This is a genomic window from Mastigocoleus sp. MO_188.B34 (assembly GCF_030065675.1).
GTDB lineage: Bacteria > Cyanobacteriota > Cyanobacteriia > Cyanobacteriales > Nostocaceae > Mastigocoleus.
This window is the reverse complement of the sequence record NZ_JASJDK010000040.1, coordinates 42,535-55,590: the sequence shown is the minus strand read 5'-3', so window position 1 is coordinate 55,590 and position 13,056 is coordinate 42,535. Positions and strand designations below refer to the sequence as shown.

13 protein-coding genes are annotated in these 13,056 nt (G+C 35.4%); 6 read left to right on the top strand and 7 right to left on the bottom strand.

Features of this window, described 5'->3' with window-relative positions; genetic code table 11:
• Nucleotides 1-556 precede the first annotated feature (556 nt).
• Together gmd and QNJ50_RS11975 are read left to right on the top strand one after the other, a co-directional pair.
• On the top strand, nt 557-1,636 hold the full coding sequence (gene gmd, locus QNJ50_RS11980; RefSeq protein WP_300635551.1) for a GDP-mannose 4,6-dehydratase: 1,080 nt from the start codon (nt 557-559) through the stop codon (nt 1,634-1,636).
• Between the two features lie 99 nt (nt 1,637-1,735).
• Nucleotides 1,736-2,692: a GDP-L-fucose synthase gene (locus tag QNJ50_RS11975; protein WP_300635543.1), complete on the top strand. Its 957-nt coding sequence runs from the start codon at nt 1,736-1,738 to the stop codon at nt 2,690-2,692.
• Nucleotides 2,693-2,814: 122 nt separating this feature from the next.
• On the opposite strand, the gene QNJ50_RS11970 is transcribed toward QNJ50_RS11975, so the two are convergent.
• Nucleotides 2,815-3,225, bottom strand: coding sequence for a GNAT family N-acetyltransferase (locus QNJ50_RS11970; protein ID WP_300635541.1), 411 nt, complete (start codon nt 3,223-3,225; stop codon nt 2,815-2,817).
• Between the two features lie 244 nt (nt 3,226-3,469).
• Here QNJ50_RS11970 and QNJ50_RS11965 point away from each other — a divergent pair, with 244 nt between their 5' ends.
• Nucleotides 3,470-4,069 carry a 5-formyltetrahydrofolate cyclo-ligase gene (locus QNJ50_RS11965; RefSeq protein ID WP_300635540.1) on the top strand — a complete coding sequence of 200 codons (600 nt, stop codon included), beginning with the start codon at nt 3,470-3,472 and terminating at the stop codon, nt 4,067-4,069.
• A 132-nt stretch (nt 4,070-4,201) separates the two neighbouring features.
• On the opposite strand, the gene QNJ50_RS11960 is transcribed toward QNJ50_RS11965, so the two are convergent.
• Nucleotides 4,202-4,759, bottom strand: a complete 558-nt coding sequence (locus tag QNJ50_RS11960) for a GNAT family N-acetyltransferase (protein ID WP_300635539.1) — start codon at nt 4,757-4,759, stop codon at nt 4,202-4,204.
• Between the two features lie 280 nt (nt 4,760-5,039).
• Between QNJ50_RS11960 and QNJ50_RS11955 the strand changes: the two genes are divergently transcribed.
• From QNJ50_RS11955 to QNJ50_RS11945, 3 genes are all read left to right on the top strand, one after another.
• Complete coding sequence (locus QNJ50_RS11955) at nt 5,040-5,555, top strand: inorganic diphosphatase (RefSeq protein ID WP_300635537.1); 516 nt, start codon at nt 5,040-5,042, stop codon at nt 5,553-5,555.
• Nucleotides 5,556-5,683: 128 nt separating this feature from the next.
• A complete protein-coding gene (panD, locus tag QNJ50_RS11950; RefSeq protein WP_300635535.1) occupies nt 5,684-6,067 on the top strand; it encodes an aspartate 1-decarboxylase in 384 nt (127 codons plus the stop codon).
• A gap of 11 nt (nt 6,068-6,078) precedes the next feature.
• On the top strand, nt 6,079-6,978 hold the full coding sequence (locus tag QNJ50_RS11945) for an MBL fold metallo-hydrolase (protein WP_300635533.1): 900 nt from the start codon (nt 6,079-6,081) through the stop codon (nt 6,976-6,978).
• Between the two features lie 68 nt (nt 6,979-7,046).
• Here QNJ50_RS11945 and QNJ50_RS11940 read toward each other — a convergent pair whose 3' ends face one another.
• The 5 genes from QNJ50_RS11940 to miaA all read right to left on the bottom strand — a co-directional run bounded on the left by QNJ50_RS11940 (nt 7,047) and on the right by miaA (nt 12,846).
• On the bottom strand, nt 7,047-7,625 hold the full coding sequence (locus QNJ50_RS11940; protein WP_300635531.1) for a hypothetical protein: 579 nt from the start codon (nt 7,623-7,625) through the stop codon (nt 7,047-7,049).
• Nucleotides 7,626-7,715: 90 nt separating this feature from the next.
• Entirely contained in the window at nt 7,716-8,960 is a 1,245-nt protein-coding gene (locus QNJ50_RS11935; RefSeq protein WP_300635529.1) for a family 10 glycosylhydrolase, read from the bottom strand.
• Between the two features lie 374 nt (nt 8,961-9,334).
• The gene (gene glcD, locus QNJ50_RS11930) at nt 9,335-10,813 is read right to left on the bottom strand and encodes a glycolate oxidase subunit GlcD (RefSeq protein WP_300635527.1); all 1,479 of its coding nucleotides are present in this window, start codon (nt 10,811-10,813) and stop codon (nt 9,335-9,337) included.
• Nucleotides 10,814-11,054: 241 nt separating this feature from the next.
• Complete coding sequence (locus QNJ50_RS11925) at nt 11,055-11,789, bottom strand: GDSL-type esterase/lipase family protein (RefSeq protein ID WP_300635525.1); 735 nt, start codon at nt 11,787-11,789, stop codon at nt 11,055-11,057.
• A 109-nt stretch (nt 11,790-11,898) separates the two neighbouring features.
• Nucleotides 11,899-12,846, bottom strand: a complete 948-nt coding sequence (gene miaA, locus QNJ50_RS11920) for a tRNA (adenosine(37)-N6)-dimethylallyltransferase MiaA (RefSeq protein WP_300635523.1) — start codon at nt 12,844-12,846, stop codon at nt 11,899-11,901.
• Nucleotides 12,847-13,056: the final 210 nt, after the last annotated feature.

The window sequence follows — 13,056 nt, the reverse complement described above, 5'->3', positions numbered from 1 at the left end:
CGCACCACTGGTATATTGTGACAATTGCGTAAGTCCTGTTTAATAAAGCAGAACTTATGCACGGACAACGTAAATACGGTCATTGCGATGATAGAAAGCAACCTCAAACCATTGAAAATCGTTGGTTACTTTGTCACTTAATACATATAATTAGCGAATCAAAAGTATTGTAAATTGTAGATTGCTAGTGGGCCTAGATAGGCCAAGATGTAGTTTCCCAAGCAATCATTTTAGATGTTTGAATTTAATTTTGAATTTCATCTAAGTGTAATTGTGAATTGGCAAGTTTCTGATATAAAGGAATATACTAATAAAGTTTTTATGAAAATCCAACTGTTTGTATAAATCAAATAAGCATTTTATTTTGCAAGCATGCAAAATATATGAGTTGTTAAACTTAAACTTGCTTAAGTACATTTACTCATACAATAAGGCGAGTTATATCAAATAAGGTATGTAAAATTGGTAAGTATTGCGTGGGAGATAAAATTGTAGCCTGTTAACTTATACCTAGTTAGAGTAGTTTACCATTAGGGAAAATAAGGAAGCGTCAAGTATTATGCAAAACAAGCGAGCATTGATTACCGGTATAACAGGACAAGATGGTTCATATCTGAGTGAGTTTTTGCTGGAACAAGGATATGAAGTTCACGGAATTATCCGTCGCACTTCAACTTTTAATACAGACCGCATAGATCACATTTATGAAGATCCTCACAAACAAGGTGTACGTTTGTTTCTTCATTATGGCGACTTGACTGACGGTACAACTTTGCGTCGGATACTTGAGGAAGTTCAACCTGTAGAAATTTATAATTTGGGCGCTCAATCTCACGTGCGAGTAAGCTTTGATTCACCTGAATATACGGCTGATGCTGTGGGAATGGGGACGTTGCGATTGCTGGAAGCAATTCGGGATTATCAAGGTCGTACTGGAAAGCAAGTTCGTTTTTACCAAGCCGGTTCTTCAGAAATGTTTGGTTTAGTACAAGCTGTCCCTCAAAAAGAAACTACTCCTTTTTATCCCCGTAGTCCTTACGCTTGTGCTAAGGTTTATGCTCACTGGCAAACCGTAAACCACCGTGAGTCCTATGATATGTTTGCGTGCAATGGTATTTTGTTTAATCATGAGTCTCCGAGAAGAGGAGAAACTTTTGTTACTCGTAAAATAACTAGGGCGGTAGCACGTATTGTTGCTGGGAAACAAAAAGACCTTTATATGGGTAACCTAGATGCGAAAAGGGATTGGGGTTACGCTAAGGATTATGTACGGGCGATGTGGATGATGTTGCAGCAGGAAAAGCCCGATGATTACGTAATAGCCACAGGTGAAACTCATTCTGTTAAAGAATTCTTACAGATAGCATTTAACTATGTAAATCTTAACTGGCAAGATTATGTGAAGTTTGATAAACGCTATCTCAGACCAGCTGAGGTAGATTTACTAATTGGTGATTCCACTAAAGCACAAGAACAATTGGGTTGGAAGCCTTCGGTTACATTTGAGCAATTAGTTTCCTTAATGGTAGAAGCAGATCTCAAAGCATTAGGTTTAACTTCTCCCAATGCTCAAGTAACTGAATCTGTTAAAGATAATGCCATGATTCGCCAAGAACTCGGTGCACTGCATATGTAATTCTTATTAAACTTTCAGCTATGGGCTAGAGTTTTAGCTTCATAGCTTTGCGCTTTCTGCTTGGAGTTATGGAACTTTTATATTGACGAAGATAAAAATATGAAATGCTTAGAGCTAGAAAAAAAACGCATTCTCGTCACTGGTGGAGCAGGTTTTTTAGGAAATCAGGTTATCGAACAGCTATGTAAGGCTGGAGCCAATCGCAAGAAAATTACTGTACCTCGATCGCGCGAATGTGATTTGCGCGTAATGGAAAACTGTAAACGAGCAGTGAATCGACAAGATATCATTATCCATCTTGCGGCTCACGTCGGTGGTATCGGTTTAAACCGAGAAAAACCTGCTGAGTTGTTCTACGATAACTTAATGATGGGAACCCAGCTAATTCATGCAGCTTATGAAGCAGGGGTGGAAAAATTTGTTTGTGTTGGTACTATTTGTGCCTACCCCAAATTTACTCCGGTACCATTTAAAGAAGATAATTTATGGGATGGTTATCCTGAAGAAACAAACGCTCCTTACGGTATTGCAAAGAAAGCTTTGTTAGTACAATTAGAAGCTTATCGTCAACAATATGATTTTAATGGTATCTATCTCTTACCAGTAAATTTATATGGTCCGGAAGATAATTTCGATCCTAGAAGTTCTCACGTTATTCCAGCTTTAATACGTAAAGTCCATGAAGCTCAAATGAATGGGGTCACTCGCATTCCTGTTTGGGGAGATGGTAGTCCAACCCGAGAGTTTCTTTATTCTGAAGATGCTGCACGGGGTATTGTTATGGGAACTCAATATTACAATGAATCTGACCCTGTAAATTTGGGAACTGGTTATGAAATCTCTATCCGCGATTTAATTGATTTAATTTGTGAGTTGATGGAGTTTGAGGGCGAAATTGTTTGGGAAACTGACAAACCCAATGGACAACCCCGTCGCTGTTTAGATACTCAAAAAGCTAAGCAAGCCTTTGGTTTTACTGCTCTAGTAGATTTTAAGCAAGGTCTCAAAAATACTGTTGAATGGTATCGTCAAAATGCTCCGCAGTTCGTGGCTTAATTTGAACTTGTAGTTTGATTTGATTTGAATAAGTGGGGATTGGAGATTGGGCGAAGAAATTGGGAATTAAAAATTAGGAATTGTTTATTTCTTCGCTCCTGTCTCCTCTCTTTCACATGGATTCACTTTCCTTGATAAATCCACATTGGTTGAGTCTTTCCTGCTCTTTCAAAACCACATTTTTTATAAAAACCTACTGCATCATTATCTGCTACTAAAATGCGTTGATGAAAATTTTTATATTTACTAGTGAGCATATGCAATAAATTATACCCAATTCCTTGTTTTTGATATGTTGGCAAAACCAATAAATGAGGGTAGTAGACTACTAGATAACTATCAGAAATAGCATTACCTAAACCGACAAGTCTATCGCCATCCCATGCAGAAACTAGATAATGAGAATTCATTAAGCCATCATATAACTTCTGGGGTTTTTCTGCTGCTGACCACTCATTTGCTTTATAAAGATTCAATATACTGTCAATAGAAAAGTTGCGTTTTTCTGTATATTGAATACTACTTTCTGTCATAGATTTTGTATTTGCAAGAATATAAAGTTATTTTTATGACTTATGTGAATTAATATATACTATTCTAAAAGGCACCTATCTTAAATTTTCCTCAAAATTCCAACTTCAGAAAAATGTCAGATTTTTGATTCAAAGCCCAAATTAAATTTAATTTAGGTATAGTAACTGCTCGTATTTATTCAGTCTACAATTGTATTACGCTAATGGGTTGATTTATAAACTTTTTAATATCTTTAATAAGATTGTGGCTCAAAATAATTATCAAAAAAATAACCATGAAAAAATAAAATTACGTCAATCTGTGATTGCCACTCGTAAATTTTTGACTGCACAAGAATGGCGAAAAAAAAGTAATGTTATTTGTTCTCATTTACAAAATTCTGCTTATCTGATTAAAGCTCAGACTATTCTTGCCTATTTCAGCTTTCGTCAAGAACCCGATCTAAGTCCTTTATTCCTTAATAGGCTGGATGCTAAGTCAGATAAGGTCTGGGGTTTTCCTCGCTGCATTGGAAAATCTCTTCATTGGTATCATTGGAAATACAACGATCCTGTAATTAATGGTACTTACGGTATTGTAGAGCCTCACCCTGAATTACCAAAAATAAATTCCCAAGAAGTCGATTTGATTTTAGTTCCTTGTGTAGCTTGCGATCGTAGAGGATATCGCTTGGGTTATGGTGGCGGTTATTATGACCGCTTATTGAGTTCTCCTGAGTGGGAAATGATTCCAACAATTGGTATAGTTTTTGATTTCGCTTATTTACCACAAATACCAGTTGAGGATTGGGATCGACCTTTAAAAGGTATTTGTACAGAAAAAGGATTACAAAAATTTACCTGAATGATAGAAACTGAAGCTTATATCATCTTCATTTAAAGAGTATTTTTTATACTTAATATGACTTATTTGAAGTATTTAGTAGTAGTATTACTTTATCGTCATAAAAGTATTCTTCATGCTTGAGTTATGAAACTATGACTTAGATTGTCTATACCAATCAGTTTTAAGAATTCCGTATTTCTCTAAATCTTCAAATTTATTCCATTTCAATACATGTTGACGATGACATCCTTCGTAAATCATCCCTATTTTTTGCATTACTCTTCCTGATGCAGGATTGCGTGATAAATGACTCGAATGAATGCGATTTAATCCTAGATCTTCAAAAGCATATCTTAAAACTTCTTTGGCAGCTTCTGTGCAGTAACCCTTTCCCCAGTAAGGTTTACCGATCCAGTAACCGATTTCTGCACGGGAATGCTCTCGATTGATTCCCAAGCCAATAGCACCACATAAGGTGTTAATTTCGTGTATTACTACCGCAAATATAACTTGACTTCCTTCCCTGAAACCTGGTGAATGAGTTTTAATCCATTTCTCTGCCATTCCATCCTCATAGGGATAGGGGAGTGATAAGGTCATATCAGCAATTTCCCATGTACCCGCTAATTTTTGCACTTGTGGTGCATCACTGAGTATAAAAGGTCTAAGAAGTAACCTTTGTGTTTGCAACGTGGGTTGTCTATTCATAGCCACTAATACACTTCACGTAAGATTTTTGAGGTAAATAAAAATAGGAAATAGTCAAAGATAAATATAGCTGAGTCATAAATATGCAAATAATAAATGTGCAAATATTTTTTGCCATTTTAAATGAAATTAGCATTTCATCCCTGGACTACAGTCTTCAATTTTCTTCATCCTAATTTTCTACTTGGCTTTGGCACGAGGACATATTAGCCTAGAATTCTACAGGGGAGCCTTTGGGTGTGCCCACTCATTAAGAATTTAATAGCTCAGGAGCACTATTGTGGACTTATCTCTTATTCCGGCTCAGCCGAAGCCCGGTGTAATTAACGTTCTCATTGAAATTACTGGCGGTAGTAAAAATAAGTACGAATTCGATAAAGACATCCAGGCTTTTGCCCTCGACCGAGTACTTTATTCTTCAGTGCAATACCCATACGATTATGGATTTGTACCAAATACTTTGGCTGATGATGGCGATCCCCTTGATGGGATGGTAATAATGGATGAGCCAACTTTTCCTGGATGTGTGATTGCTGCACGACCAATTGGAATGCTTGAAATGATTGATGGTGGCGATCGCGACGAGAAAATTCTTTGTGTTCCTGACAAAGATCCTCGTTATGTTGGCATAAAATCTCTCAAAGATTTGCCATCCCATCGATTGGACGAAATCGCTGAATTTTTCCGTTCCTATAAAAATTTGGAAAAGAAAGTTACAGAGATTAAGGGCTGGCAAGATGTAGATAAAGTTATGCCTTTAGTAGAGCAATGCATAGCAGCTGGTAAAAACGGTTAGAGATATCGCAGAGGAAATTACTTAAAAAGTTTCTCGAGCAGCTAAAGTCAGTAAATAGGGAAAGAAATTACTTTCCCTGACTAACTGACCAAATAATAAATTTATAATTACGGAAATATCTAAAAGAGATGCAACGAACGCTCCTTTTAGCAAAAATTCATGATTGTACCCTAACGGGCGCAAATCCAGACTATGTAGGAAGTGTCAGCATAGACCAAATGCTGTTGGAAAAAGCAGATATTCTCCCGTTTGAGCAGGTACAAGTTGTAAATATTACTAATGGTGTTCGACTCGTGACCTATGCAATTCCTGCTCCACCTAACTCCGGGGCTATTGAGTTAAATGGTGCTGCAGCACGTAAGGGCGTTATCGGCGATCGCTTGATTATAATGTCTTACGGGCAGTTCACTTTTGAAGAACTCAAAACCCACTCTCCAAAGGTAGTAATTGTCAATCGAAACAATGAACTGTTGGAAGTGAGGCGTTATGATGACTTGCTCGATAATGTCTAGTTTTCAGGGAAATGTCAAATCAAGAACTGTCACATCCTCAGAACTACGTAACAGATGAGCAAACTACCGGAAGTCAAAACCAAGATGGAAAATTTTTCATCCAATTTTGGGGAGTAAGGGGTTTAATTCCTACTCCCAACAGCGAAAATCGTCGCTACGGTGGTAATACTGCTTGTATAGAAATTAATATTGATGGCCAGCGTCTAGTTTTGGATGCTGGTACCGGATTGCGTGTTTTAGGAAAAAGTTGGCTTCAAGAAAAAAAGTCAATTGAGGCACATTTGTTTTTTACTAATTCGCAAACTAATAGAGTTCAAGGTTTTCCTTTTTTTGCCCCTGCATTTGTAAAGGATAATTGTTTTCACATTTACGGTACAGCTGCAACCAATGGTGCTTCAATCAAACAATGTTTATGCGACCAAATGTTGCAACCTTTGTTTCCATATCCATTACAAGTAATGCAATCCAAGTTACAGTTTTATAACTTAACTTCAGGTAAAACCATTACTCTTAATGATATTACCGTCACTGCAGCATTAATTAACAAAACTCAAAAATCACTTGGATATCGAATAAGCTGGCAAAATTATAATGTTGCTTATATTACAGACTTATATAAAAATGCTGATGAATCTGAGTGCGAACATATTGCCCAATTAACTCAAAATGTTGATTTGTTAATTGCCAATGCTACTTACAACCCACAAACAATACGTACAGATCAAGAAGTAGATATACATTGGCAAACAGCTACAGATTTAGCTTTGAATAAAGGGGTAAAAAGTTTAATAATTTCTCAGCATCATCCAGATGATAATGATGAATGTTTGGATAACATTCAAACAGCAGTTAATTCTATTTTCCCCAAAGCATTAATTGCTTATGAAGGATTAGTTGTAAATATAAATTAACTTTGTAACTTGTTTTGAGTTTAATACTAATCGCCTTCAAAATTAGCTCGCTCTGAATATAGAAAAGCTTAATTTGAATTAAAAATACTTTTCGAGTTTACCCATCTGTAGATTTCAATTGCACTTAAAGCACCGACTATCATCCAAGTCAGTGCTAAACCAATTACTTCACTTATAAATAGCTGAGTAAAACGATACAAGATTAAGCCTAAGCTAGAACCCGTAGCGAATCCTATAGCCCAACATATACAGGAAACCAGTACCCATCGCCAAGCAGAAGGTAAGTATTGGCGAATTAATAACCATTGTACAGTTCCAACACCTAAGCCTCCTAAAGCACCGAGGATTAAGCCATAAATTATTCTTGAGTGTATATTTGAAGTGTTAATAACGAACCATCCTAAAGCACCAATACCTGTTACAGAAATTATTCCCCAGGCAACAAATGAAGATAAAATCCATAAACTAGCAAATAATATACTTCTACGAAATATCAGTGCTTGTGCTAAAGCAATAATCAAGCCTCCGAGAACTGCTCCTAAGATTTCTATATCTTGTCGATAACCAATTTCAACCAGCATCAAACTTAAACAAAAACTACCTCCTGTCAGTGCAGTCCATAAAAGTATAAATAAAATTAATTGCATTTTGTTATTTTCTTGTAATTTATCATTAATCAATTAAAAATTACGAATTACGAACTAAAAACTACGAGATTAGCAATCCCCAAATCACTTTTATTGAGAAAAAAGCTCCAAAAAATTCTTTCGTCGCTGCTTAGGGGGTTCAGGTGTCATATAACCCCATAAAGTTTCCCAATAAAAAAATGACACTCCGTTAAATTTAGTTTGACGAACAATCTCTACCTGCTCTCGAATTTGTTTGATTTCAATAGGAGTTTGAGGGTTCCCGGTAAATATCCCCACTCCAACAGGAATTTTTTGAATTGCTGATTTTAAAGCTGGTTGCTTAAGTTCAGTCATAAAATCCGTTTTATTATGGCGATATACCTGTATTACTAACTCGTCTATTAAACCTTTATTTACCCAGGTTTCCCAATCTTGTAGATAGTTTTTATAAGCAAAATACTTTGAATTAGGAGATAAAGAAATAACTATATTCGGTTTGATAGATCTAACATCTTTAGCTATTTCTGCCATAAAAGCAGTTATTTTATCCGCACGCCAACGCATCCATTCTGGATTTGAAGGATTATTTGGAGGACTTTTACCTTGATGCTCTTTTTGATACAGTTTAATAGTGAATTCATCATAACCAAATGTAACAGGCATTCCAAAATGATCGTCTAATTGAATGCCATCTACGTCATAGTTTTGCACAACCTCCAAAATTAGTCCTTTAATAAAGGATTGCACCTCGGGATGTAGTGGATTTAACCATGCTTCTTGACGAAAAAACCTACGTACAAATTGCCTGATTCTAAAATCTCCAGATGAAATTTTAATAAGCTCTTGTGGACCGTGAAGTATTGTTTTTTCACCAGAATTTTCTATGGTTAGCCAGTGGGGATAAAATCTAGCTAAGGAAGAATTGGAAGGTGTCATAAAACCATATTCAAACCATGGAATTACGCGTAATTTTTTTTGATTACCTAATGTAATTATTTGCTGTAAAACATCTTGACCAAAATGTAATAACCTTAGTAAAGGTTCTGCCGTTCTTCCCGTTACTTGTTTGGCAAGTTTACTATTATAAAAAGTGTACCCACGATTCCAAACTACAGGATAGACAGTATTAAATTTAACTGTTTCTAGTTGGTTTAATGCGCGATTTATACCCCATGGAACATACAAAACTCCACTAGCAACGTTGGTTAACCATACTCCCCTGATTTCATTTTTTTTCGGAGGGATAACATCTTGAGAAGCTAAAGGTAGAGATAATAAAGAAAATATTATCAAACTAAATACTAATCCCAAACAAATGAGAAAATTAAACAAACGACGGACAGAATAATTCATTTTTAATTTATTTTTTATAATTTATTATTGAAATTTGAACAACAATAAATTCAATATAAAACATTAATATTGGTATTGTTTTAGACAAATATTAGCTGGTATCAGAACATTAATTTATGTCCGAATATACCTACATTCAAAGTAAATATTTAAAATTTTAGTTATTTGTTGGAGGCAATATTCTATTTTTGTAACTAAATTTTTCATTAGTGACGTAACTCTTTGTTTGGGGATCTTATTGATATATACTAGATAAATTATGTTTTGAATTTTGTACTTGTATATATAAAAAATAATGTGGTAATAAGATATTATCTTACTACCACTTATTATCATAATTTTGTGTTAGTTGTACTTGATTAGATCGGATTAATTTAATATCTGTCTACTCCGATAAACTTTTGATTATTTTCGGTAACAGTTCTTGCAGCTTCGCCACAAGTACGAGGTGTAGGAAATATTTTTTCAGGATTAGCTAAACCTTTGGGGTTAAATACTTCCCTGACAAATTGCATTGTATCTAAGTCGGCTTTAGTAAACATATTGGGCATATAACAACGCTTGTCAGCCCCAATTCCATGTTCACCAGAAATACTACCACCTACTTTTACACAAAGTTTGAGGATTTCTCCCCCTACTTCTTCAACTTTTTCCAACGCACCTTCCACGGAATTATCGTAAAGAATTAATGGGTGTAAATTACCATCTCCCGCATGAAAAACATTAGCAATTTTGTAACCAGATTTTTCACTTAGCGACTCAATTTCTTTTAATACGTACGGTAATTGAGTTCGGGGAATTACACCATCTTGTACGTAATAATCTGGACTTAAATGACCTGCAGCAGCAAAAGCAGCTTTGCGCCCCTTCCATAATTTGAGGCGTTGTTCTGGGTCGCTAGCACTGGTGACATTTCGTGCTCCATTCTGCTTACAAATATCAATAACACGCTGTTTATTGACTTTCACTTCGACTTCTAAACCGTCAATTTCTACTAACAAAATTGCTACAGCATCCCGGGGATATACATTTAATGCAGTAACATCTTCTACTGCATTGATGCTCATGTTATCCATCATTTCCATACCCCCAGGAATAATCCCAGCACTGATAATATCAGAAACAGCAGCACCAGCAGCTTCTACACTGGTAAAATCAGCTAGCAATACGCAAATCGACTCGGGGGTTTTGAGAATTCGTAATGTAATTTCCGTCGCAATACCCAATGTACCTTCCGAACCGACAAATACACCTGTGAGGTCATATCCTGGGGTTTCAGGGACTTGTCCCCCCAAATTCACAATTTCTCCTGTGGGAGTAACAACTTTTAATTCCAAAACGTGATTGGTAGTCACACCATATTTCAGACAATGCACTCCACCGGAGTTTTCTGCAACGTTACCCCCAATAGAGCAAATAATTTGACTGGAAGGATCGGGAGCATAATAAAAACCAGCACCACTTACTGCTTGGGTTACCCAATTGTTAATGACTCCTGGTTGTACCACAACCCTTTGATTATCTAAATCGATATTCAAGATTTGTCGCATCAAAGAAGTCACAATCAACACGCAATTTTCAATGGGTAAAGCACCACCAGATAAACCAGTACCGGAACCCCGAGCAATGAAAGGAACAGAGTACTTGTTACATATTTTTACTACAGCTGCAACTTCTTCTGTAGTTCTGGGTAACACTGCTACATCTGGACGTTGACGATAGCTGCTTAAACCATCACATTCATAGGTAATTAATTCTTCGCGGCGTTTGATTACACCTTTTTTACCAAGAACAGCTTCAAATTCTTTAATAATAGGTTTCCAATTACGTTGTTTTTTGTCCTGGGTCAGCATGATTTCCGGTGAGGAGTAAGGATTAGCACAGATATTATAATTGTGACATTACTGGCAGTTTGTAGTGAGGGATTGATCCCTTATCTAGTGTGTTCTGTGTTTTAGGCAAAAAACAATTATTTTTCCTATCCCCACCATATGGTTTGTAATCTAATTCATAAATTAAATTATTGGCTTTGTAGTCCCAAGTTGCAATTTTGTCAAAAATAAATTTTCATTGAATAATTCACCTTCCAAATCTTTATCTTGGATCTGTAGATAAATATTCTTTAACTGCATCTCTCCAAACCAAATAAGCATCGCCATTTAAATGCAATCCATCATTAGTATATTTTGCATATAACTGATTTTGCGAGTCAGATAATTTAGGAAAAACATTTATATATTGATAGTTGAATTCTTGAGCTAGTTTTTCTAATTTAGAATTAAATCCGATTATATTTTGATTACTGTACCAATAACCTAATATTTGGTTGTTTACAGGCAAAACACTTTGAACGATTACTTTTGTTTTAGGAGTTTGTGTACGAATGTGAGATAAAATTTCCTTATATTTTTCTAATATATAATCTGAAGAACGACTCTCATTAATAAAATCATTAATCCCGATGGTCAAAAATATCTGATTTGGTTTGCCCATAACAATAGTATCGAGACGGTCTAAAATTCTATTAGTTGTATCTCCCGATATACCACGATTTCTAATATTAACGTTATCTAGTAATTCTATCCATTCACCTTCATCGGTTAAACTATCTCCCAGAAAAATAATATCCAATTCAGATTTAGGTAACTTTTCATATTGGCTTTTTTTGTGAGTATAGTAAGGTGTATACACAATTTCATTATGATTTTTTTGATATTTTTGGAACTGAGAATTAATAAATTCAATTCCACCTTTTCTAATTATTATCAAACTGATTATCAAGATAAATAAAAAATTTATACTTACAGATATAAATAATATAATTTTCATTATTTTACTTGTTTCATGACTATTCGTAATGGGTAGTTTATAATTACTAATTGAAAAAATAATTTTGTATAAAAACAATATAAGATTTTGCATATTCCCGCAACTTTACTCATTCTCGAACTGAATTTTCCAAAAATTCCTGGACAGTGAGCCAAACTTGTTCTTGTAAATCTGAACTTTGAACGTCAAACCATTTAATGTCAGGTACTTTACGAAACCAAGTCCGTTGTCGCTTCGCAAATTGTCTAGTATGCAAAACAGTTAATTCTTGGGCTGAGTCGAGAGAGATATCTCCAGCTAAATATTGTTTGATTTCCTGGTATCCTAAGGTGTTCAACAAAGGTAAATCGGTGCCGTATTTGTAGCAAAGATTTTCTACCTCTCGAACCAACCCGTCTGCAATCATTTTTTCGGTACGCTGAGCAATGCGACTGGTAAGATAATCTAAATCACAATCCAGACCAATTTGTAAAATCGGGTAACTTGGTGGATTTTCTCCCTGCTGTTGTGATATTGGCTTACCTGTTACATAAAATACTTCTAAAGCTCTGATTGTACGTACTGAATCATTTGGGTGGATTTTTTTGGCAGCTGAGTCGTCAACTTGTTCTAAAATTCCATAAAGTTGATATTGAGGAATATCGTACAACTGCGATCGCAATTCCGGATGAGGTGCAACTCTAGGAATCTTCATTCCACGAACGATTGATTTGATGTACAATCCAGTACCACCAACCAAAAATAATGGTGAAGAACTAGCATATTTTTTTGTTTCTTTTACTGTAGGTTGATTCTCTTGCCCTAATATTAAAGATTGTGCTGACAACTGAAAATCTGCAACCGTCATAGTTTCTATTGGGTCACAAATATTCACCAGATAATGGGGCACTAATTTTTGTTGTAGAGGTGTTGGCTTTGCTGTCCCAATATCAAATTCTCGATAAACCTGACGCGAATCAGCACTCAAAATGACCGTACCCAGCCTCATTGCTAAAGCCAATGCTAACCCAGATTTTCCAGTTGCAGTTGCACCACAAATCACAATCAATTTAGTCATTAGCAATCTGTTAAAGAATCAAGTAGTAAACAATTACGTAAGTATGAAAAATTAGTTAAGAATTATGAATTATTTCCAATTCAAATATGGTTATTGATATTCTCACAATTCAACATATTCTAGTAACACTCAGCAGTCACATCAAAAAAATGTTGATTATTTTTATTATTTTTTAGATATGACTGTTGATATAAGGTCTTTTAAGGTGGG